A 22178-nucleotide genomic window follows, 5' to 3' on the forward strand; every position below is an offset into this window, starting at 1 on the left:
GGGCAGGCCGCCGGGGGAGGGGACGGATGAGTCGCCGGACATGGCGGTATGGACTAGCACTGAAGCGCACGCGGCGCCCCTGAGGAATCGTGTGGGAGCCTGCTCGGCGGGCGTTCCTGGGGAATTCTCCCTGCAGGCCAGTCCGCACCTGCATGCGAGCCGTGGGAGTGGCGCACGGCGGAAGGATGCACTCAACGCGCGCCGGGCCGTATCATCGTCGCATGACGACACGGCGCACGCTCACTGATCTGATGAACGACGTGTCCGGCCGCGGCGCCCGCGACTGGTCAGTGCCTCAGGACCTGGGCTGCGATCGCATGACGGTCACGGCCGCCTGGCTGGCGAGCGACGATCCGGTAGCGATGCTGTTCCTGCTCGCCGCAGTGCATCCCCGACGCGAAGTGGAGAAGTGCATCGAGCTGGCGACCGAGATGTCGTTCTTCGAGCCCATGCGGGACGAGGCTCACACGATGAGTCGCCGCCTCCCCGGCATGAACTTCAATGGTCGGTCACCGTTCTACTTCATTCATCTCTACCAGATGCTGCACTCCGCCTTGCGGTGGATGGAGGACACCGAGCGGTCGCGGCTTGAGCTCAAGCTGGCCGCAGCGATCCGCGTCGTCGTCCCCGATCCGTTCACGCTCGTCGGGCCCGCCGCATAGGGCCAGAGATGAGCAGGCGGATTCTCGACTCGCTCAAGAGCGTGAAAAACGGTTTTCACGCGACTTTGCGCCTGCGCTAGCCTTGGCTGATGAGAACGCCCATTGCCTGTCTTGCTATCGTTATCGCCGTTTTCGCATGGTCCGCCATCGCACCCTATGAACGCAGCACATGGTGGATGGAGGTCGCGCCCGCTCTCATCGCCTTGCCGCTTTTATTTGCCACATACAAGAAATTCCCACTGACGACGCTGCTCTATGTCTTGATCGCCGTGCACATGATCATCCTCATGGTCGGCGGGCATTATACGTACGCGCGTGTGCCGGGCTTTGAATGGCTGGGCGAAGGACGCAACAATTACGACAAGATTGGCCATTTCGCGCAAGGATTCATCCCCGCCATTGTCATGCGCGAGCTTCTGATTCGCACGTCGGATCTGAAGCCGGGCAAGTGGATGGCGGTCGTGATTGTCTTTTCCTGTCTTGGCATCAGCGCGGTATACGAACTGATCGAATGGGGCGCCGCCGTCATGCTCGGTCAGGGCGCGGATGAATTCCTCGGCACGCAAGGCGATGTCTGGGACACGCAAAAAGACATGGGCATGGCCGGCATCGGCGCGAGCGCGGCGCTGCTCCTGCTGTCGAGACCGCATGACAAGGCGCTCTCGCGCCTTTAACGCAGGGTGCGCACCCCGCCGAGAACCGCTCCACGTCGAGCGGTCCCCGGGGTGCCGGTGCTATCGGGCGCAGGTGAACAGGTTGTTGCTGACGTGGATGCCGCTCATCGCGTACCCGCCGGTCCCGCACACGTGCATGGGATAGGTGTCGCTCGTTCCGGGGCTGCCATCCACATACTCGGAGACGACGCTCGTTCCGGGATACTGGCAGGCCAGGTGGTTATTGCCGACGTGCATGCCGACCATGACGCTGCCGTAGGGACAGGCATGCATCCCGTTGCGACTGGTGCCCGCATCCAGGAAGCGGGAGCCGCTCGTGGAGGAAAGCTTGGCGCACTTGAAGACGTCACTGCCGAGGTGCGCGCCAATCATGGCGTAGCCGGTAGGGCAGCAGTGCATGGTGCTGCCACTGACGGTACAGCGCGTCCCCGCATCGTAGATCGCCGGGCCCGTGAAGGAGAGCGACGACTTCGCCACCTCCACGTCGAACTCCGCTCCCTCTTCTTCTGGCGCGGCGCCGCAGCCGGCGAGCATCGTGACCGCGGCCAAAGCCACTACTGCTGAAGACGCCCCCTCGAAAAATCGCTTCATTGATTCATTCCCCATTCATGTGACGACAGGTTCACCTGGGGCGCGATGTGCCTCCCCAGCCCAATGCCTGCCCGTACGTCAGGGTGGGCGTTTTCGAGTTATTCATAATTTTACGGATAATCAAGAAGACCCCTCGCCCGGGGTGAAGGCTTGCGTCGGTTCGAGGTGCCGCCGCATCGCGTCTTGCTCCGTTCTTGGCCTCGCTGGAGGGGTATGTTGGGGGCGCCGCGCTCGTGGCATCCGAGGAGCACGCCGCCATGTCACCCTCCGATGAGACTTCCCGGAACACGCCGGTCAGGGCGCACGGACCTGGCGCGATGAGCCCTCCGGCCGCTCCGGGGCGGAGCCTCGCGGCACTGCTTTCGCTGATGGCCTCCTTGTGCCTGGAGAGCGTCAGCCTCCTGCTTCCCATCCATCCCTATGACTGGGCGGAAGCACCCGATTTGAGAGCCCAGGTGAGCGCCGACGCGGTGTTCGTGGTGGTCTGGCTGGCCGGGGTCGCGAGCTGCCTGGCGGCGCTGTCTCTCGTCATCGCGTTGAGCCTGCGTGGGATTCGCAGGTCTCGACGCGTGGGCCTCGTCGTCGGCGGACTGCTGGCCCTGTCTCTGGGGGCCGCCCGGCTCGCGGAGGTCCTTCCGGAGTATCAAGGCTGACCCCAGGGGTTGCAGAAGCGCTGCGGGCCTGGATCACAAGGCCCTGGGGCTAAGGGTGGTCTCACGGGCCAGGCCTCAGCAGGCCTTCTGTTCGCCCGGTGCGTATGGGGAGTGGAGCCGCAATTGTGATCCACTCAGGGGCGAGTCTGACTTCCAGCGCCCCGCTCAGATTCAATGGGGAATCGCGTCTTCAGATTCTCCAGCCAAGCATCCATTTTAATCAGCAGGGCCATTCGTTTGTCGGAGGTCTTCCCATCGACCTCGGCTTCAATGCGGAACTGCTGAAGCTGGGATTCGAGTTCCGAGACGTCCCTTGTGCTCGCTCTGACACGAAGCTCAGAGGCCAATTGCTCAAGCATCCTGACTACTTGCTCGTAGGTTGTGGGCCTTGTTGGTGATTGTGGAGAGCCGGTCTGTTCCAATGCCTCATAGGCAAGGGCAGGTTCAGGCGGGGAGAATGGTTCCGCTTTCACAAACGAAGCCATGTCAGGAGTCGGAGTTGCGACAACTGTAGCAAGTGCCCGGTCTTCTCCAGGCGGCGGTGGAAACCTGGCCGACATTGGATTGTCAGGGTGGCTTGGCTTTTGGGGGCGTTTTGTTTGAGCTCCAGACTGGAGGACCGGTTGTTTCGCCATGGCATCGTCAGGAGGCGCACTGCGTGGCTGTAGAATCAGCTCTTGATTGAGTTGGGCCTCCCACGTGACAGGTGCGTCGGTGAGTTCCTGGTGGGCCCTGGTCGATGCTGCTCTGGTGAATGAGAGCGTCAGGCTGAAGTGAGTGTCTTGTGGCCTTGGTGAGAGGGTGGTCACGCTCCACGCAAGTACTCTGGTGCGGAGTTGCTCACTCTGGCTCATGAGGACTTCTGGTGGATTGTCAGAGGCCGCGAACGGTTTGGTAATAATGGAGACACGGGCCCATGCGTTTGACAGGCTCTTGAGTGGTTGCGCTGGCGGGATTGGCTCCGGTTGGGGGGGGGGGAAGACAATCACCTTGGCAGTGCGCACGGGGAGGTCTGCTTGGGAAGAGACCTCTGTGCTTTGGAGCCTGAGGACCGCGGCCCCCGTACAGAGGAACAGGACCACTGGAGCCATCCACCAGTCCGGTACGGAGATGTCCCAGTTGCTCTTCAGCGGCTCCAGCGTCTCGGAGGTGAGGGTGTCATCGGATGGAGGATCATCCGAAGCCCCTGGCGTGCCAGTTGGGACGGACGGCACATAAGGTGTCGTACGAAGGGGGATGTTCTTCAGCCGTTTCCGTACGGCCTCCGCGGAGTGTGGCCGTGCGGCGGGGTTCTTCTCCAACAGATGACGCACCAGGGCATCCAGCGTTGGCGGGATTCGGGGAACCCGAGACGAGGGGAGCGGAGCAGGCCGCTCCATGTGCGCGAACATCACCTGGATGGGATCACCCTGAAATGGCCGTGAGCCTGTCAGCATCTGGAACATGAGGACGCCCAGTGCATAGAGGTCCGTGGCGGGGCTGATGCGTGTTCCCCGAATCTGCTCCGGCGCCATGAACTCCGGGGTCCCCAGAACCGTCCCCTCCGAGGTCATCGGGTTCTCGCGGGACTCCAGCAGCTTGGCGATGCCGAAGTCGACCAGCTTGACGACCGGCGCCGTCACCGCGTCGGTGACGATGAAGATGTTCGCGGGCTTCAGGTCCCGGTGGATGACGCCCGCCCGGTGCGCCGCGCCCAACGCGGCCAGGACCTGATCCATGACCCAGACCACGCACTCCAGTTCCATCGGGCGACTCCCGCGAAGGAAGTCGGAGAGCGGACGGCCCTGGAGCAACTCCATCGTGACGTAGGGGCGTTCGTCCGGGAGGTTCCCGAACCCGAAGATGTCGACCACTCCCGGGTGCTTGATGGAGTTGACCGCTCGTGCCTCCATGAGCAGCCGGTTCACCAGGTGCTCCGAGACCATCTCGGACCGAAGCACCTTGATGGCGACCTGCTTGCCAATCAGCGGATGCACCGCCCGGTACACCACCCCCATGCCACCCTCACCAATGCACTCCTCCAGGGTGAACTCACCCAGTCGGGTACCCAAGAGTGAGTCCACGGGGAACGTCGGCCGGGCTTTTTGCCCGGTCTTTCCCTTGTCGTTTCGGGTGGGGAGCGAGATTTTCATGAGGGGGCCAGAGCCTGAATCGTAGACACGGATTTTCGGTGGGTTCAATTCTCCGCGAGCCCTCACTACAGGGGCTTGCATCCAACCCATGGAGTGACCCACTAGGGTCGTGTCTGACATCCAATTCCCCCACGAATGATCAGCGGGGGAAGCGCGCCTTCAGCTTCTCCTGCCAGGTGTCCAGCGCTTGGTTCACGTCCATGCGCTCTCAGCTTGGGCAACATCAACGGTGGCATCCGGGACATCTCCGGAGCCACCGTCTTGGGCGGCGCGTCATGCCGGGTGATGCGGTCGGTCAGCGTCTTTTCGAGGGCATCCAGGGCGCCGTGGACCCGCGTGCGCTCGGCGTCCGTGGTGGCCTCCGCCGCCGCCCGGGGACGTGTTCACCTGCTTCAGGTGTGGCGGGCGTGTCCATGGATGTCTGCTGGATTCTTTTTGGACGTCGTCAACACCCTTGCCTGCCTGCAGTTGGCTCTCGCAGAGCTTTTGGCGGTCAGCATTGGCTTTCGTGAACCCACTGGAACACGACTTCTTTTGCTCATCGCCACCGCGCCGTCAGGCTCGCCCTCTCACTGGGAGTCAGGTGTGTTCCTGACGCATTTCGCGTATGGGAGGGATCCATGAGCACAGGTCGTGTCATGGGGTTGGCGGCGCGTGTCGCCCTGTTGGCGGTGTGGGGCTGTGTCCTCGGCGTGTCGTGTGTGAAGCGACCCGTGGACTACGCACGGGAACAGGCGCGAACCCTCGCTCCAGCGAAGTTGGAGTCCTCGTCGCAGCCCTCGACGGGTCCCGTCCGGAAGATTCGGGTCCGGGTCTACGCGGACTCGGATTATCGGGAGCAGGTGGTGCGCTGGCGAAGCAGCGTCGTGTCCCAGTTGCAGCGTGCGAGCTCGGTGATGCAGGGGCAACTGGGCGTTGTCTTCGAGCTTGAGTCGACGCGCGAGTGGGCGCATCGAGGTGTCGAGGGCGAGTTGGAGGGTTCACTGACCGCGCTGGAGTTGAGGGATCCGGGCGAGGACGTGGACCTGGTGGTCGGCTTCGTCTCCGCGCTCAAGCTCTTCTCCTCCGCGCAGCATGAGCTGGGCATGGCCCGGCTGTTCGGGCGCCACTGCGTGCTGCGTGAGATGGGAAACGCGGAGGAGGTCCGCGCCATCATGGAGGGGCTGGTCCACCTGCCCCAGGACGAGCGGCAGACGCTCTATGAGGAGCGGAAGATGCACAAGGAGACGTCCATCTTCCTCCACGAGTGGGCGCACACGCTGGGGGCATTCCACGTGCGCAACTCGCACTGGATGATGTTCCCGAGCTACGCACCGAGTCAGTCGGCCTTCACACCGCAGACCCTGGCGTTGCTCAAGACCAGCCTTCGCCATGCCTCGGCGGGTCGTCGCGATGACGCCGCCGCGCGGGCCTGGGCGACCGAGCTGGGGGCGCTGCTGGCCTCGACGTCCTCGCCGGACTGGGAGGGACCGGAGAAGGAGGCTGTCGTCGAATGGCTCGCGAAGGTCCGCGAGGGCAAGGCGCCGCTGGTCGTTCACCAGCCCCAGGCCCCCCTTCCTCCAGAGGACCGGCGCCGGCTCGACGAGATCCTCGCGCTCGAGAAGGCGGGACGCGTGGAGGTCGCCGCCCAGCAGATGGAGCCCCTCGCGCGACGCTATCCGGAGGACTTCTTCGTCCAAAGGGTGGCCTGCTACCTGGACACGCGGGTCGCCCCCAAGTTGCCGGCGACCCGGGAGAAGTGCGAGGCCGTCGCCGGGAAGTTCCCCTCCGAGCCCGCCCCCTTGTTCTTCCTTGCGTCCCTGGCCCTCCAACAGGGGCAGCACCTGGAGGCGCAAGGGCAGCTCGTGCGGGCACGGCAACGGATGGAAGCGAACCCTGGAACACCGCCGGAAGTCTGGGGAGACCTCGCGGCCTTCTTCAAGGAGACCTCCTCGGTCACGTGGGCGGAGCAGGCCACCCAGAAGGCGGGCAATGACTCTCGGGCCGAGCCTCTGCGGACCTGGGCCCGGCAGGCTCGACGCTGGAAGGCGCTGTCAGTGGATGTCTCCGTGAGCGGTGTCGCGGTGGAGCGGGAGGGAGAGTTCATCCGCGCGGCGAAGGACGTCGAGGATTCCCTCGACAAGGGGCCGGCGACGAAGGTGCAGGCACGACTCACCTGGCTGAGGCGGGAGTTCCCGCGCGCGGCGGTGCTGCACGTGTTGGACTGCGAAGGCCACCTGCGCGCTGGCAGGACGGGGCCTGCGAAAGCGGCGTGTCGGCAGGCCGTGGCCGCGTACGAGGAGGCGGTGCAGGCGCACTTCATCCTGGGATGGTTGGCCTCCGAGTCGGGTCCCCGAGAGGAGGCGCGTACCCACCTGGAGCGTGTCGTGGCGCTGGAGCCCTTGCACAAGCAAGCGTGGCAACTCCTGGCGGAGCAGTACCGCGCCGTGGGGATGGCGGAGGCGCTGAAGACGCTCCAGGGGCGCTATCGTGAGCAGTTCGCCCAGGAACTGCGCTGAGGCGCGGCGCCGTCCTCACCCATGCGCTGGCGCTCCTCGCGCCGCCACCCGCCATGGGCTCTGTGCCGGGTGCGCATTCCCGCCTGGCTTGGAGGGGAGGGCGGGCGCGGGGCAGGGACCCGCGCTCACAGGGCCCGGAGGGCCCACTCGTGCGCCGCTTCGATGAAGAGGCGCAGCGGGGTGGAGCGCCGCGAGCGGCTGCTCAGCTCCGGGCGGCCGGCGGCGGCATGGGGGGCGCGGTGCGCTGCCACGCCTCCAACTGCTGCACGCGCCCCAGCCAGGCCCGGAGGTTCGCGTAGCCTTCGAGGGGCAGTCGCGCCGGGCCCGCGAGGGCGAACGACGCGGCGAGCGAGAGGTCCGCGAGCGTCAGACGCTCCTGAGTCACCCATGTCCTGCCCGCCAGGTGCGAGTCCAGCACGGGCGCGGTCTGGGCGAAGAGGGCCTCTCCGCGCGCGACCTCTGCGGGGTCCGGCGGCCCGCGGCCGGTGCGCTGCTTCACGAAGTTCTCCAGGACGAGCACGGTGTTCGCCGGGGCCATGTGGGCCGAGCACCAGAACAGCCAGCGGTTCACGTCGGCGCGGCCCTGCGCGTCCGTCGGGAGCAGGGTCTGCCCCGGGGACTTCTCGGCGAGGTAGACCATGATGGCGCGCGACTCCCAGAGCACGAAGCCGCCGTCGTCCAGGACGGGGACACGCCCGTTGGGGTTGATGCCCAGGTACGACGCCTCGCGCTGCTTGCCCGTGGTGAGGTCCACCACGATGCGCTCGAGGGGAATGTCGAGGTGGGCGGCCACGAGCAGCACGCGGCGCGAGTTTCCGGACAGGGGGTGGAAGTAGAGCTTCAAGACGAACCTCTGGGATGGCACGGGTGGAGGGGGAGGACCTATCCACCCGGAGTGACAAGGGTCTGTCAGGTATCCCTGGCAGGAACCGCTCCCGTCCCGAACTACAGCTCCTCGTCCTTGCAGAGGTCGTCCTGGAGCTCGCTCAGCGCCTTCCGGGCGCGCATGGGCTGGCAGGTGTTCGCCAGGAAGTACGATGAAGCGCCCACGGTCGCCGCCTTGAGCTTCGGGCCCAGCGCGGACCAGCAGCCCTCGAAGGCCACCTTCGTCGCCTGGACCGCGCGAGGGTCCTCCTTGGGAAGGCCGAGCGCCGCGATGACCGTCTCGGCGAGCGCCGCGTCCTTGCAGGCGCTGACGTCCTTGCCGCCTCCCACCGCCAACGCGAAGAGCGGCATCGCCACGTAGGCGAAGTGCCCCTGCTTCACGAGGTGCGCGGCCTGGAGCGCCGCTTCGGGCCCCATGTCCGGCGTGAGCTCCAGGAAGGTGTCGATGCAACCGCGCCGGTCGCGTTCGAGGCATCGCTGGAGGTCCTTGCTCGCGCCCTGATCGCGGGCGGTGGCGAAGCGCGGTGCCTTGGGGAGGAAGGCATACCGCCGGCCCAGCGCGCGCGCCCGCTGTGTGGCGGCGAACGGCTCCTTGTCGCTGGGGGCGAGGGTCTCCACGTCGGCCGCCGCCGCGTCGGTGACCAGGGCCCGCCACGCGTCGGTGCGCTTGGGAGCGGGGAGGTCCTCCGCGCGCTCCAGCAGCTCCGCCCAGGCCTTCTGCGAGGCCAGGGTCTGGAGGTCCTCCAGCGTCACCGGCTCCCGGGCCACCGCGTCCGCCGCGAAGAGACAGGCGGCCACCACGAGTCGACGGATCATCGGGAGAGGTTCCTGTCCAGGACCGCGGGCCCTTCGGCCGCGCCCTTCGGGGTGGTGGTGAAGGTGAGCGTGTCTTTGCCGCGCTCCAGCCCGAGCGTCGGACCGAAGCGGCAGACCAGCGACGTGACGGTCTTCACCGAGGCGCAGTGGGCCTGGGCGCGGCTCGCGAGCGGCGCACAGGCGGCCCACACGTCCAACTCCGCCATCACCTCGTCGCTGAAGCTCTTCCATTCGAAGGTGAAGGTGGAGGAAGTGCCGCAGGCCTTGTTCAACGCGGCGACGGCTTCACCCGCGCGGGCCGTGTATTTCTTCTCCAGGTGGGGCCAGGCCTTCTTCTGGAAGGCGGCGATCCGCCCCGACTCCAGTTGCTGCTGGTGCGCGGTGAGCACCTCCGCGGTGGAGGCCTCGTCCGTCGCGTCCTGGTTGAACTTGACGGGGAACGCCTGCACTCCGGGCAGGACTGCCTCATAGCGCCCGTCGCGCTGGAGGAGGATGACGTAGTCGCCTCCCCGGTGGCGGGTCACATAGTCGGCGCCGCGTGAGTGTTTCTTCAGGGTGGCGCGCAGCGCGATGCCGTCCTCTTCGGAGTCGGTGCCGCGCACGCGGATCAAGACTTCGGATGCCGTGCGCGGCTCCAACGTGACGACCTCCACGCTCTGGCCGTCGGTGCCCCGGTAGACCTTGCCCGCCACCGCTTCCAGGGAGTGCGCCGCCGTCGTCGCGAGGATCGCCGCCAGCATGAGCGCGGGAGCAAGGGTCCGGGGCATGCTCAGTTGAACGCCTTCTCGAGCGTGGCCTTGGTGTTGTCGCCGAGGTTCGCGTGGCCCTTGGAGGACATGTGGTACGTGAACACGCCCTTGTCGAGCGACATGTTGCGCAGCGTCGCGTCGTTGGAGCCGTCCTTCTTCTCCACGGGCTTCACGCCGCCGAACAGGCACGCAACGCCGGTCACCTTCTTGGCGATGACCTTCTTGTACGCGGGGCGGTTTTCACACATGGCCCCGATCTCCTGGATGACCGCCTCACAGTACGAGCTGAAGCTCGTGCCCGACCAATCGTCGGTCTTGAAGTTCTGGAAGTCGGTCTTCACCTCGAGCTTGGTGCCGCACTTGTCGTTGGTCGCCTTCAGGGCGTCCTCGATCGTCTCCTCCAGTTTGGCCTTGGCTTCTTCCTGGGCGGGCTTGAGGTCTTCTTCGGCGAAGGCGGACGTCGACAGCAGGGTCACGACCGCGAACACATGCTTCAGGGACATGGAGGACTTTCTCGTGGGGTGGACGGCAATCCAGGAGTCTCCCGGTGAGCAGGTCTTGAAGCAAGCAGCAGGGACGTGCCTTCCTGCGTCAATCCAGCCTTTGAAATCACCCTGGAGGTGGGGCGGTTCAGCCAGCTCAATGGCTACCCGGCGACCCTGTTCCACGAAGCGCGCTGCCCCTGTGGGGCACCCGCCTTCACCCTGGAGCAGGACGACGACGAGGGCGTCGCGAGGAGGACCTGCAAGGGCTGTGGCGCGGTCCAGTGGGTAGGGGACAGCGCCGAGTACGCCGACACCGCGGACCTCCAACGCAGCGAGTGCCTCTGTGGCGCGGTGGCTTTCCAGGTCGTGTCGGGCGTGGCGCTGTACGAAGGGACGGATGTCCGCTGGCTCTATATCGCGTGCTTCTGTACCGCCTGCGGGCTCATCGGGGTGTACTCCGATTGGAAGTGCGAAGGCGGTGACGCGGACGCTTTCCTCGCCAGGACCTGAAGTTCGCGCCAGGTCTGAGGGTGGGTGGGCGCGCCGGGCCCGTGAGGGCGAACGACGCGGCGAGCGAGAGGTCCGCGAGCGTCAGGCGCTCCTGCGTGACCCACGTCCTGCCGGCCAGGTGCGAGTCCAGCACGGGAGCGGTCTGCGCGAAGAGGGCCTCGCTGCGCGCGACCTCGGCGGGGTCCGGCGGCCCGCGGCCGGTGCGCTGCTTCACGAAGTTCTACAACTGCATTGCCTACGGCTACGTTCGCCGGGCCGGGCTCTGCGAGTCCGAACGTGCTGGGATGGATCTTGGGGGGTGTAAGCGTCAGGCCGGAAACAGTTCTGACGTAGGGCGTCTGTCATTGTCTCCCGGTACGCGCTTCTGCTGCGAGGCGTGCCTGTCCTTCGCGCAGGCACATTCCCACACCCAGGAGTGCCGATGAACGCGCTGAAGAAGTCCCTTCTCGCCGTCGCCGCTGTCCTCGCCGTGGCCCCCGCGTCCGCCTTTGCGCTTCCGCTGCAGTGCTGGGATACCTGCGAGGGTGTTTGCGACGACCCCTGTTTCCTGGGGATCCGCCTCACCACCTGTGGCGCGGCGGGCTATTGCTTCCAGCCCGCGCAGCCTTCGCAGGAGAACGCTTCGGTCTCCTCCGAGCAGAGCCATCGCTCCGACGACACCGCGCCGGTCTGCGACGCCGACCATCCGGGCACGGAGCAGGCTGAGAGCTGAGCGGTCTTGAACTTCCACGAGGCCCGGCATCGCGTCCGGGCCTCGTGGTTTCAATGCGTTGCGCGGCGGTCCCCCTCCCATGTCCGGGTTCCGCGCCAGCGCCTCGGTCACCCACCGCCGCGCCTCCTCCTCGCGTCCTGCCCGGACGGGGAGCACGGCGGTCCATCGGGTGTGGACCGGAGCGACCTGCCAGACGCGGACGGTATGCATCAGCGAGGACCCGAGCCCCTCCGCGTGCGCCGAGGTCGCCTTGCGGCCGGGCTGATTTCGCCTCATCGAATGCCCAACATAGAGCAGCCGGAAATGTGCGTCGAGCGAGCCCGGGTTTCGTCGGACGACACGAACCGCGTTCAATCCCTCTCCTGACGCCGCCCCGGATGTCCCCCGGGGCGGCGTGCGGGGACTACGGGGTATAGACGACGGTGAGCGTGGCGTTCGCACCGTCCTTCACGAAGAGGTAGGCCGTCGCCGCGGGATTCTGGGCGAAGCGCAGGCGCAGCTGCGTCCGGCCCCGCGTGTTGACTGCGGACGTCCCCGCCCCCGCGAAGTCCGTGGAGCGGATGGTGCCCGAGGTGAACTTCGCGACGCCCGCCACGGCGCTCGCGGTCGCGGAGGCGCCCCAGTCGCCCGTCTCCGTCGCGGCCGCGTTGAAGGTGCCCGTGGCCACGTCGATGACGAGCGTGTTGCCCGCGGGGCTGGCCCAGGGGTCTCCGGAGCCGGACGAATAGGAGAGAGTCAGGAACGCCTGGGTGATGCTGGCGGTGTCCGGCAGGCTGGACGTGTCGAATGACAGCAGGGAGCGGTTGTGCTTGCCGTCCACCCCTCGTCCGAGCGCCAGGCCCGTGAGCGTCCCGAGCTCCGCCGCGCTCCCGTCGGCGTTCGCCTTCACGTAGCCATCCTCCGCCGCGATGCTGGTGAAGCTGACCGTCGTCGGCGTCGTCCCGCTGTTGCTCACTGTGACGGACGTGTCCGCGTCCAGCGCGGAGTTCCCCGCCGCATCGAACGCCCGGGCCCCCAGCACATGCGAGCCGTTGGCGACCGTCGTGGTGTTCCAGCTGAACGCATGGGGCGCCGTGCTGGCCGTGCCCACGAGGTTCCCATCCACGTAGAAGTCCACCCGCGTGACGCCGACATTGTCGGAAGCGCTCGCGGTCACCGTCACGGTGCCACTCACCGTGGCGCCGGAGACGGGCGCCGTCACGTTCACCGTGGGCGCAGTGGTGTCATCCGGCGGAGTGCTGGCTTCCGTGAGCCCGAAGAAGAGCGCCTGGTAATAGACACCACAGAGGTTCACGTCGGACTGGTACGCGCCCGTCGCGCCACAGGCGGTGCTGCTCCCAGGAAAGCTGTACTGCGGATCCACCGGGACGGCGTGACCCATGCCGGTGAGCTCATAGGTCTCCACCAGCGCCGTGCCCGCGCTGTCCCGGTACACCTTGTGAGGGAAGCCCCCCACGGTGTCCGTCGTGTCCGGCGTCTGGTCGATGCCGTGCACCTGGGTCCACTGCTTCATGGACTCGGTGAGGTTGGCGGGCCTCACCGTGAAGTCATTCGTGCCATGCCAGATGGAGACGCGCGGCCGGGGACCCGTGTAGCCCGGGTATGCGTTGCGCACGAGGTCCGCCCACGCCGCGGGCGTCTTGCTGACGCCGGGGCTCATGCAGCTGAAGCCCTCGGTCATGGAGTTGGCGCACCGGTACGGACCGCCCGAGTTGATGGCGCCCGCCGCGAAGACGTCCGGGTAGGTGGCCAACATGGCGGGAACCATGAAGCCTCCCGCGGAGAAGCCCGTGACGAACACCCGCGCCGGGTCGATGGAGTAGGCGGCCTTCATGGCGTCCACCATCTGCTTGATGGACAGCGCCTCACCCGCGCCGCGCGCGATGTCCCCCGGCTCGAACCAGTTGAAGCAGCTGGTGGGGTTGTTGCTGCTCGGCTGCTGCGCGTAGACGACGTAGAACTTGTAGACGTTCGACGCCGCGGTCCACCCACCGGGCTCCACGCCCGCGGCGTTCTGCGTGCACCCGTGCAACACCACCACCAGCGGTGCATTGGCCGGCATGCCCGCGGGCACCTGCCTGAACATCTGGAGGTTGCCCGGGTTGGACCCGAAGCCCGTCACCTGCGTCAGCCCCTGCTCCACCTGCTCCACCTGGGGGACGCCGGTGTCCGGCGCTTCGGCTCCCAGCGGGCCGCAGCCGGCGGTCGCCGCGATGGCCAACGCCGCGACGCGAAACCAGGGGACGTGCGTGAACCACCCAAGACGACGAATGCCTCGACCGTGCATGGTGCCTCCCTGGCCGCCACGGGGGAGGAGGGTGGGCGGCCGAGCTCTTCTAGGGTTCAGGTGCCCCGGCCACCGGCAAGCTCTTGAGGAACGCCTCCAGCGCCGCGTTGAACGGCACCGGGCAGTCGAGCTGCACCGTGTGGCCACACCCTTCCAGTCCCACCAGCTTCGAGCCCGGGATGCGCGCGTGGCCGTATTCGAAGATGTCCCGCGGGAAGCCACCGTGCAGGAACGGGTTGGGAATCAGGCGGTCCGCTTCCCCGAAGATGATGATGCTGGGGGCGGTGATGCGATGGAGGTTGTCGCGCACGAAGTCGTCGTTGGCGAGCCCCCGCACCGAGCGCACGTTGGCATAGGCATACGCGTCGAACTCGGGCGACTTCGCCAGCCGCACGCGCTCCTCGATGAGCCACTCCAGCTCCGGCCGCCAGTTCTGGAAGTTGGCCTGCCGCACGCTGCCCCGGATGCCGTACTCGGGTGCGGACTTGATGAACTCCGTGCTCATCACCCGCGCGAACCAGTCCTTCTCCTTCTGGGAGAACTTCTCGAAGCCCGCGGGCGACACCAGCACTACCCCCGACGGCTCGTCCGGGTAGCGGATGGCGTACGACAGCGCCGTCTGCCCTCCCATGGAGTGGCCCACCAGGATGGGATGCTCGACGCCCAGGCTCCGCGTCAGCTCACGCACCGCGTCCGCCATGGCCTCCATGGTGTACGGAAAGGAGCCGGGCTTGTCGGACTTGCCATACCCGGGCAGGTCCACTGCGACGACGTGGTAGCCCGCACGCTGGAGCGCGTCGAGCTGCGCGCTCCAGAACTTCAGGTAGCTGCCCAGGCCATGGATGAGCACCACGGTGCGCGCGCCGGGCGCGGCGGGCAGCTCCACGTAGGCCATCTGCGGCACGCGCGCCATGCCGTAGGTGGCCGCCGTCTCCGGCAGGGCCACCCGCTTCAGCGGCCAGGGCTCCTTCGCCCCGGGCGACGCGTAGTCCAGGTCCTGGAACGCCAGCGGCGGCGCGCTGGCGTACGAGCGCACGCAGCCGGTGGAGGAACCCAGCCCCGCCACGAGCAGCAGGGCCTTGAGGGCGCGGAAGGGGCTCATGGTCAGAACGCGTACCAGGTGAAGGTGGTGAAGGCGGCGAAGGGGTTGTTCTTCACCGTCGTGGAGCCGTCATAGAAGGCGCCGCGGAACAGGTAGCCGGCGTGCAAGCCCACCGTCATGAGGTAGCGGATGGTGTAACGCACCTCCGCGTTCACCTCGGCGCCAATGAACCGCCCCCGCCGCACGGCCGGGTCCCAGCGCGGCGGGCTCGCCCCCGAGTTGGCCAGACCCGTGGCCAGCTTGAGGTTGAGCGTGTTGGGGATGATGTCCCACGCCGCGCTCGCGATGCCGGTGCGCAGGCCGTAGCCCTGGTTGGAGATGTCCGTCACCGCGCCCGTGTAGTTGTTCACGGTGCTGGTGAAGGGGAACAGCAGCAGCATCTTGTGGTTGAACCACACCGAGCCGGGCAGGCCGTACTGGTTGAGCGTGAAGGCGCCCGTGTAGCGGTCGTCATCCAGGTTGCTGTCGCCGGTGGTGAACATGCCCTCCAGCGTGACCAGGTCTGCCGGGCCGCGGCCCCACTGGTAGAGCACCTCCAGGTTCGCGGACAGGCCGGAGATGTCCACCTTCTTGTTGAACGTGGTGTCCGCGCGGTCGCTCGTGTAGCTGCCACCGTTGTACATGACGAAGCCGGAAGCGGCGAGGCGCCCCGCGCGGAAGTCGATGTTGTGGTGGAAGTTCGCGCCCAGCCAGAAGACGTTGCCCGTGGGCCGCTCGATGTTGAAGCGCGGAGTGCCGACGAACGGGTAGAGGCCCGTGGACGAAGGCCCGCTCTTCACGATGCCTTCGAAGGCATACGCGTCCCCCTTCGTGTCATCGCGCAGGTACCAGGCGGACAGGCCGATGTTCGTCCCGGGCTGCACGGGGTAGGCGTAGTCCGCGGTGAGCAGGTAGACGAACTTCAGGCGCGGGTCGTCCCGCGTCGCCTTGTCCGCCTGGGCGCTGCCCAGAGGCAGGAGGCTCAGTTTGGAAAGCCCCTTGTAGTTGCTGTAGAGCGACAGGCCCGTGGCGTCGCTGCCAATGAACGCCAGCTTGTAACCCGTGCGGACGATGTCGTTGAGCGGCGAGCGCGTCGGGTCGAAGATGGAGTCGTAGACCGGCTGCGTGCCGATGAGCAGCGTGAGCCGGGCCGGGTTGCGCGTGGGATAGACGGCGACGTTGACGTTCTTCGTCTGGATGTTGACCTGGTCCGCGTTGAAGCCGCCGCCCTCGTTCTGCTGCGAGGCATTGGCGGCGCGGCCCCAGAGGTAGTCCACCTCGAACTGGGCGCGGAAGGACGCCAGCCCGTCCGCGAAGGACGGGCTGTACTCCAGCACGGGGATCCAGCGCTGCTCCACGTAGAACGCTGAACGCCCCGGCTCCACGCGGACGGAGCTGCCGGACAGCGAGCCGATGGGCCCCAGCGACACGCCCTTGAGGCCCGCCGGGTCGCCCACGCTGTTGGTCACCGACAGCCGGGTGAAGAAGTAGTTGATGAGGATGAACTCGCGAGGCTTCGCGTCCTCCTCGCGGTCCTTCTCATCCAACCAGTCGCCGTAATAGAGGCCCGGCACCGTGGGGCTCTGCCCCGCCGCCGGCAGCGCCAGTCCCAGCACGAGCGCCACGGCGCCCAGGCGCGCTGCGCCCAACCACCCTCCCGACATATAGACACCTCACCCTGATGGATTGCCGTGAGGGCGGTTCGCGCCCACCGTCCGCCGTGCGACTAGCCGCTGATGGTGTAGACCTGCACCGCGTTGCCGGTGAAGGCCTGCCCGGAGACGCTGACCGTCTTGGCGCCCACCGCGCCGTCGGCGCAGCGCCAACCCGTGGCCTTCGCCTCGAAGTAGAGCTCCATGGAGATCTTCTTCAGGTCCGACGAGATGCTCACGCGGCCTTCCTGCTTGAAGCTGCCGTAGTCCACCAGGATCTCGAAGCAGCTGCCGCCCGCGGTGATGTTGGAGAGCGTGACCGCCTTGGAGTCGAACACCAGCGCGTTCTGCGCGGTGGCGTGATCACACGTGCTGCCGGCCTGGCCGACGCCAGCGGAGTTGAGGATGGTGCCGGGGGTGCTGGTGACGTGGAAGTTGTTGCCGCCCACGCCAATGGAGACCTTCTGGAAGCACTGGCTGGCCGAACCCCAGTTGATGTCCTCGTCCAGCGACAGCGGGTGGCTGGGGATGTTGTCCCCCTCCATCACCAGCGTCTTGCCCTCCAGGAAGGCCAGGATGTTCGACTGGCTGTCCAGCTTGGGCGCGCTGTCCACGGGATCCTGCGTCGCCTCTTCCCCACAACCCGTGAGGCTCAACGCGCACAGCAGCATCGCGGACGAAAGCGTCTTCTTCATGGGGGGTGACTCCTCGTTCGGGCGCACGGGGGGAGATGAAGCCCGATTCATGTTTCAGCTACGGGTAGCACCCGCCTGACGGCCTTGTCAAAAGACAGACGATGGCCTGATGCGTCAGGACGCCTCATCGGCGAAGAGGCGCAGCGGGGTGGAGCGCCGCGAGCGGGTGCTCAGCTCCATCTGCTCCGTGAGCGCTTCCTTGAAGAGGAGCACCAGGGCGACCCAGAGGCTGACGTGAAGCTGGTATTCGTAGCCGGCATAGCCTTGGGCCCCGCCCGTCTTCGAAGGGAGTTCCGGCGGATTGGGGGCGCGCCTGGGCCTGGGCGAGGATGTCATGACGGTGCTGCATCTTGGTCGTTCACCTACTTGGGAGCCCCAACAGCAGCCCCGTGGCCCATCCCAGCCACGGGCGCTTCGTCATCATCCGCATGAGTCCGTCGTAGCGGTCCCACTTCATGTCCGTCATCCAGGGGGACTGGCCATCGAAGAAGAGGGCCTGGCCCCGGAAGAAGCCAGGGCGCGGACTGACGATCACGAGCGCGGTTCGTGCCCTCAATCCCCGGCTGCGGGAACAGAAGCGTTGGACCGACCCTATCCACTTGGACCTGGAGGGGGCGGGCGCCTGTCAGGTCCTTGGCGTGGGCCGAGCCGTCGGTTCTACTCGGGCAATGCCGATGCTGCTCGCATTGAATACGGGCCTGGTCGAACTGACGTCCGAGGTCGCGCTGAGGTGGTCCCGCGACACGGGCAGCCAGTTGCCGGACTTCGTCGACGAGGATGGCCTGGATCTCTTCCTGGCCACGCAGGACCGGATCTACCGGCAGGACGAGTTCGCGCAGTTCCTGTTGGACCTCGTGCGGTTCCTCCAGGTCCGCATGAGCATCAAGGTCGCGCTGAAGAACCTGGACGCCTACGAGGCGCGCCTGGGTGAGCAGAAGGTGTCGCCCGAACTGGTGCGCAAGATGCTGGGCGTGAAGGCCTTCCCGAAGACCAAGGAGGCCCAGGCGCTCCATGACGACGTCGCCCAGGTGGTCGACTCGATGCTGGACGAGGAGTGGGACTACATCGAGGAGTGCCGCGCCTCGCTGTACGAGCAGCTCGACTGGCACACCTCAAGGGGGGACAAGAGTGGCAGGGTCTCCTCCGGTCGCCTCCAGAAGGCGCTCAAGTCGGTGACCGCCGAAGACTTGAAGAAGGACCAGGGGAAGAGCCGGGCCAAGTTCCAGTACTACGAACCCGTGCGGCTCCGGCTGATGAGCCTCGGCTTCGTCGTCTCCCCGGCCGGCACCCCGCTTGGCGCGGTGTTCCCCGCGAGCGACTGGGTCCGCGACCTCCCGCTGGAGTCGCAGTTCTGGGAAAAGGTGAAGGAGCGGACCGACGCGCTGGTCCAGGACTACCACCTGCTCGGCAACGATTCGAGCGCGCTCACCCGCCTGCTCAAGCCGCCGGTGGATCACCCCCTCAGCGAGGAGTTCAAGAAGAACTGGAGGACGGTCTGCACGGCCTTCGTGTCCACCGTGGGGTGTCTGTGCGTGTCGTGGACGCGGCACCAGGAAGGGGGCAAGACGGTGTACGTGCCCGTCCTCGGGCTCTCCGGCGTCGTCCAGGAAGAGCCGGATGAGAAGTACTTCGGCAAGTACTGCCGGCACCTCGCGCTCCCCACCTGGAAGACGGACCAGGAGGTCCCCAAGAAGGATCCCGACAAGTACAAGTCCCCCGAGGAGATCGAGAAGCTCCGCAAGGAGCTGAAGGAAGAGTCCAGCGACTTCCTGAAGAAGCGTTGGAAGGGGAAGAACAAGATCGTGCTCGACGAGGACCAGCAGTCCCAACTGGACACCCACGAGCGGCGTCAGGCCGAGCTGGAGTTGCTGGACTTCTACGCCCGGCGGCGCCAGGCGGAAGCCCACGAGGAGGAGGAGTTCAAGAAGGGGCTCTGGACCAACTACGACGTGATGATCGGCCGCACGAACACCGCGGCGCTCGAGTATCGCGCCCGGGACCTGCTCCAGTTGCGCAGGCCCGCGCGGCAGGCCCTGCTCAGCTACGTGTCGTTCCGGCAGAACAAGACCCACGACAAGCTGCGGATCGAAGCGCACCCGGTCTCTGGCCTCCAGGGGCGCGCGCTCGGCGTCGACCTGTGGATCTGCGGCTGGCATTCGCTCAACTGCGCCGAGCCCGCGGCGCTCATGACCGCTTCGTCCTACTTCTGTGACGGCGCCGACGTGCTGGTGTGCTTTCCCTACGAGGGGTTCCAGGACACCGGCAAGCAACGCAACCGGCCGAAGGAGACCTGTCCCTGGTGCGCCGCCGTGGAGCTGGGTTTCCGCAGCCTGAGCCGCAACACAGGCCAGGTGGACAAGAGCGTGGAGACGGGAGACTGGGTGACGGAGTTCACCCGCGCCACCCAGAACGAGCCGTCGAAGGTGTTGTCACCCAAGCAGGAGTTCGATGCCTTCGACGACTCCAATCCCATCACGGTGTCGACGCGAAAGACGCTCTCCGGAAACAACGGGCTGGCCCTGGTGAAGAACAACAACCTCGACGATCGCGCCTACAGCGAAGTCGTGGAGACCAAGATTGGCCGCATCCGCTCGATGTATCACCTGCTCGGCCTGCTCGACCCCGAGGTGATCGCGCTGGACCGTCCGCTCTTCGGGCAGCAGAAGCTCCTGGGGTCCGGCGCCTTGACGGGTTCCGGCAGGGGTCGGGGCTCACGTCAGCGACCTCTCGTGGGCCTCGACAAGGGTGGCACGAAGAACAACCTGCTGAAGGAGATGGAGCATTGGTCCAAGCAGGCTGAAAGCCGGATCCGCTCCGAGGCCGAGCTCCGGCTGCAGCGGGCGACAGCGCTCTTCGACATGTACGTGCAGCAGAACTTCGTCATCACCGACAACCCGGGCGGCGGCGACTGCCTGTACTACGCGTTCTCGGATGGGGTGAAGCGCCGCACTCCGCAATCCGTCGCGCAGCTCCCCGAGGGCGACCGGCTGGAGGAGGCGATGCTGTATCGCGAGAGCGCCGCCGCGATGACCGCGAACCTCATCCGCCGTGGCGTGGGAATCTCCCCGGTGATGTTCCGGGACATGCGGCCGTCCCAGGATGTCCTGCGCCGGCTCGACAACGCGAGCACGGCCCTGGATCGGATCCGGCTCGACGCCTGGGCGAGCGTCCGGCTGCGACGCGGGCTGCGGGTCGACTACGCGTTCCGGGACACCGATCCCCGCTACGCGGAGCATGTCGCCCTCGCGGAGACCTTCGTCATGGAAGCCGTCCGCCGGAACGTCGAGCTGAGCGAATCGCTCCGCGTGATCGCCGATGCCTATGAGTCGGGCCAGCGCCGCCGCCGGCAGTGGGCCGGGGACCTCGACTTCCGCGGCCTCGTGCTCTCCGCCCGGGTGAACCTGCGGATCCACTACGTCGATACCTCGGAGCGGGGCATCCGCGACCATCACGGTCACCGGGTCGACACGTATGACTTCAGGGAACTCTCGGCACAGTACTTCGGCTCGAACGTACCGGGAGCGGCCATCACCATCGACATCCTCCACGTCGGTGACAACCACTACGTGGCCGGGCGCCGCGCGTAGTGCCGCGTGCGGGGCGGCCGGCCCTGCGTCGCGACTCGACGCAGCCGAGTCCCCACGGAACGCGGCACCCCAGGTGTGCCCGGCGACATCAAGATGTCCTGGCTCGCGGAGCTGCCCACGGCGCTGGGACACTCGAGGAAGGCTCAGCGGACTCCGACGAAGTCGATGCCCGCCGAGGAAATCTGGTCGTTCCAGGGGCCTCCCGCGACGGAGTTGATGTCGCCCACGCTCTGGGTGGTGCTGAGGCACCTGCCCGTCCGCGAGGGGTGTTCGCAGAGGGTCGCGCGATAGGGGCCGAGGATCCTGACGGAGGACAGGATGTCATCGAAGCCCAGGTCGCCCAGGAAGCCGACGCCGGAGGTGAGATGCAGGATGTTGCCTTCGAACTGGCCGTGCTCGTAGAGGTACACCCCATCCGCGGCCGAGTAGGCCTGGATGGCATACGTGTAATCCCCCTGCGTGGCCTTGTAGCCCGTCCCATAGTCAGAGTACGCCCAGTTGCTGAGTCCCCCGGGTGCCTTCTTCACCACCACGCTCCAGAGCTGGAAGGGGAAGCGTGAGCTCACCCGACCATGCAGTTGGAGGGCGCGGTCGCTCGTGCCACCCGAGAGAGCCCCGAGCTGTGAGTTCACGAAGCTGCCCAGGAATCCGTTGCTCACCGCGCTCGTCACCGTCCGAGAGGTGAAGGCGAGGTGCGTGTAGTCATCCATGGTGTCGGATTGGACGTAGCTTCCATCCGTGTGCATCCAACCCGCCCAGCTTCCCTTCAACGCCAGGGCATGCCAGATGCGCCCCGGGGCGGCATTCTGGAGAAACGCATGGAGGCCATACCAGCGGGCCTGTGCGTCGCCGCCCAGGGTGTAGGAGATGTTCCGGAAGGCGGTGCCGAAATCGCCAGGCAGGAGGCCGGCGGAGGGGAGCAGCCGGTAGTTGAGGGCCAGGATGGCGTCAATCAGCCCCGCTCCCGGGAAGTCCATCATCACGACGCCCGCGCGCTGGACGTTGCCGCCCACCAGGTGGTCGATGGCGTAGTCATTGACGCCTCGGATGGCCATCCCATCACCTCCGGCCACCACGTTGGGGAAGGCCGCCACGGAGGAGCCACTGAGGAAGTTCACATACAGCGTGGGAGGGGCCCCCGCGTTCGTCCGCCCCAGGTGGTCCCGGACCTTGTCCCACTTGTTGTCGATGTCGAAGATCGTGGACACGGTCCAGTCATCCTGGAGGGCCAGCGAACCCCAGTTCACGCCGTAGGCTCCACCGCCGAAGTTGTCCAGGATGACAATCTTGCCACGCACCTCCCCGAGCGTGGGCACATGGGTGCCTCGCCAGACATAGGGGCTGTAGGCGGGCTGGCTGCGATACCACTCGAAGGTCTGTTGGGGTCTGGATCCGATCCTGAGCGAGGGATGAGCTGACAGGCCATCGAGCGGCCGTGAGCCTGCGCATCGGCACGATGGAAGGCGTCTGGTGGGTTACCTCGATGGAGGTGGCAAGATGCCGAAGGTG

At 66.6% G+C, this 22178-nt stretch carries 20 protein-coding genes; 7 read left to right on the forward strand and 13 right to left on the reverse strand.

What is annotated here, in order from left to right; translation table 11 throughout:
- Positions 1–221: 221 nt before the first annotated feature.
- Positions 222–662 carry a hypothetical protein gene (locus D7Y11_RS31495; protein WP_121756231.1) on the forward strand — a complete coding sequence of 147 codons (441 nt, stop codon included), beginning with the start codon at positions 222–224 and terminating at the stop codon, positions 660–662.
- A gap of 89 nt (positions 663–751) precedes the next feature.
- Positions 752–1336: a DUF2238 domain-containing protein gene (locus tag D7Y11_RS31500; protein ID WP_120581611.1), complete on the forward strand. Its 585-nt coding sequence runs from the start codon at positions 752–754 to the stop codon at positions 1334–1336.
- A 60-nt stretch (positions 1337–1396) separates the two neighbouring features.
- On the opposite strand, the gene D7Y11_RS31505 is transcribed toward D7Y11_RS31500, so the two are convergent.
- Positions 1397–1891, reverse strand: coding sequence for a hypothetical protein (locus D7Y11_RS31505; RefSeq protein WP_126935528.1), 495 nt, complete (start codon positions 1889–1891; stop codon positions 1397–1399).
- 353 nt (positions 1892–2244) lie between these two features.
- On the opposite strand from D7Y11_RS31505, the gene D7Y11_RS31510 reads away from it, so the two are divergent.
- Positions 2245–2580: a hypothetical protein gene (locus tag D7Y11_RS31510; RefSeq protein WP_126935529.1), complete on the forward strand. Its 336-nt coding sequence runs from the start codon at positions 2245–2247 to the stop codon at positions 2578–2580.
- A gap of 134 nt (positions 2581–2714) precedes the next feature.
- Here D7Y11_RS31510 and D7Y11_RS31515 read toward each other — a convergent pair whose 3' ends face one another.
- Positions 2715–4712, reverse strand: a complete 1998-nt coding sequence (locus D7Y11_RS31515; protein WP_126935530.1) for a serine/threonine-protein kinase — start codon at positions 4710–4712, stop codon at positions 2715–2717.
- 620 nt (positions 4713–5332) lie between these two features.
- Here D7Y11_RS31515 and D7Y11_RS31520 point away from each other — a divergent pair.
- Positions 5333–7210 (forward strand): lipopolysaccharide assembly protein LapB, encoded by a 1878-nt coding sequence (locus D7Y11_RS31520; protein WP_126935531.1) that lies wholly within the window; start codon positions 5333–5335, stop codon positions 7208–7210.
- A gap of 202 nt (positions 7211–7412) precedes the next feature.
- On the opposite strand, the gene D7Y11_RS31525 is transcribed toward D7Y11_RS31520, so the two are convergent.
- From D7Y11_RS31525 to D7Y11_RS31540, 4 genes are all read right to left on the reverse strand, one after another.
- The gene (locus tag D7Y11_RS31525) at positions 7413–8054 is read right to left on the reverse strand and encodes a glutathione S-transferase family protein (RefSeq protein WP_126935532.1); all 642 of its coding nucleotides are present in this window, start codon (positions 8052–8054) and stop codon (positions 7413–7415) included.
- A gap of 101 nt (positions 8055–8155) precedes the next feature.
- Positions 8156–8911 (reverse strand): hypothetical protein, encoded by a 756-nt coding sequence (locus D7Y11_RS31530; protein ID WP_172811472.1) that lies wholly within the window; start codon positions 8909–8911, stop codon positions 8156–8158.
- The gene (locus D7Y11_RS31535; protein WP_172812748.1) at positions 8908–9678 is read right to left on the reverse strand and encodes a hypothetical protein; all 771 of its coding nucleotides are present in this window, start codon (positions 9676–9678) and stop codon (positions 8908–8910) included. Before D7Y11_RS31535 ends, D7Y11_RS31530 begins: the two co-directional genes overlap by 4 nt.
- 2 nt (positions 9679–9680) lie before the next feature.
- Positions 9681–10163, reverse strand: a complete 483-nt coding sequence (locus tag D7Y11_RS31540) for a hypothetical protein (RefSeq protein ID WP_126935533.1) — start codon at positions 10161–10163, stop codon at positions 9681–9683.
- Between the two features lie 75 nt (positions 10164–10238).
- Here D7Y11_RS31540 and D7Y11_RS31545 point away from each other — a divergent pair, with 75 nt between their 5' ends.
- Positions 10239–10655, forward strand: a complete 417-nt coding sequence (locus D7Y11_RS31545) for a hypothetical protein (protein ID WP_126935534.1) — start codon at positions 10239–10241, stop codon at positions 10653–10655.
- Positions 10656–11076: 421 nt separating this feature from the next.
- The gene (locus tag D7Y11_RS31555; RefSeq protein WP_126935535.1) at positions 11077–11367 is read left to right on the forward strand and encodes a hypothetical protein; all 291 of its coding nucleotides are present in this window, start codon (positions 11077–11079) and stop codon (positions 11365–11367) included.
- A 403-nt stretch (positions 11368–11770) separates the two neighbouring features.
- Here the strand turns inward: D7Y11_RS31555 and D7Y11_RS31560 are convergent, their stop codons facing one another.
- The 6 genes from D7Y11_RS31560 to D7Y11_RS43505 all read right to left on the reverse strand — a co-directional run bounded on the left by D7Y11_RS31560 (position 11771) and on the right by D7Y11_RS43505 (position 17617).
- On the reverse strand, positions 11771–13654 hold the full coding sequence (locus D7Y11_RS31560; RefSeq protein ID WP_126935536.1) for a PHB depolymerase family esterase: 1884 nt from the start codon (positions 13652–13654) through the stop codon (positions 11771–11773).
- Positions 13655–13703: 49 nt separating this feature from the next.
- Complete coding sequence (locus tag D7Y11_RS31565) at positions 13704–14756, reverse strand: alpha/beta fold hydrolase (protein ID WP_120580112.1); 1053 nt, start codon at positions 14754–14756, stop codon at positions 13704–13706.
- Positions 14757–14758: 2 nt separating this feature from the next.
- Positions 14759–16399: a hypothetical protein gene (locus D7Y11_RS31570; RefSeq protein ID WP_126935537.1), complete on the reverse strand. Its 1641-nt coding sequence runs from the start codon at positions 16397–16399 to the stop codon at positions 14759–14761.
- Positions 16400–16461: 62 nt separating this feature from the next.
- On the reverse strand, positions 16462–17082 hold the full coding sequence (locus D7Y11_RS31575; RefSeq protein WP_126935538.1) for a hypothetical protein: 621 nt from the start codon (positions 17080–17082) through the stop codon (positions 16462–16464).
- Positions 17083–17196: 114 nt separating this feature from the next.
- Positions 17197–17418, reverse strand: coding sequence for a hypothetical protein (locus D7Y11_RS31580; RefSeq protein WP_120580109.1), 222 nt, complete (start codon positions 17416–17418; stop codon positions 17197–17199).
- 22 nt (positions 17419–17440) lie between these two features.
- Complete coding sequence (locus D7Y11_RS43505; RefSeq protein ID WP_158624534.1) at positions 17441–17617, reverse strand: hypothetical protein; 177 nt, start codon at positions 17615–17617, stop codon at positions 17441–17443.
- Between the two features lie 139 nt (positions 17618–17756).
- Between D7Y11_RS43505 and D7Y11_RS31585 the strand changes: the two genes are divergently transcribed.
- On the forward strand, positions 17757–20669 hold the full coding sequence (locus tag D7Y11_RS31585) for a hypothetical protein (protein ID WP_126935539.1): 2913 nt from the start codon (positions 17757–17759) through the stop codon (positions 20667–20669).
- A 143-nt stretch (positions 20670–20812) separates the two neighbouring features.
- Here the strand turns inward: D7Y11_RS31585 and D7Y11_RS31590 are convergent, their stop codons facing one another.
- Entirely contained in the window at positions 20813–21985 is a 1173-nt protein-coding gene (locus D7Y11_RS31590) for a phosphatidylinositol phosphodiesterase (RefSeq protein WP_199753827.1), read from the reverse strand.
- Positions 21986–22178: the final 193 nt, after the last annotated feature.

This window comes from Corallococcus sp. AB018 (assembly GCF_003986945.1).
GTDB classification, from domain to species: domain Bacteria; phylum Myxococcota; class Myxococcia; order Myxococcales; family Myxococcaceae; genus Corallococcus; species Corallococcus exiguus.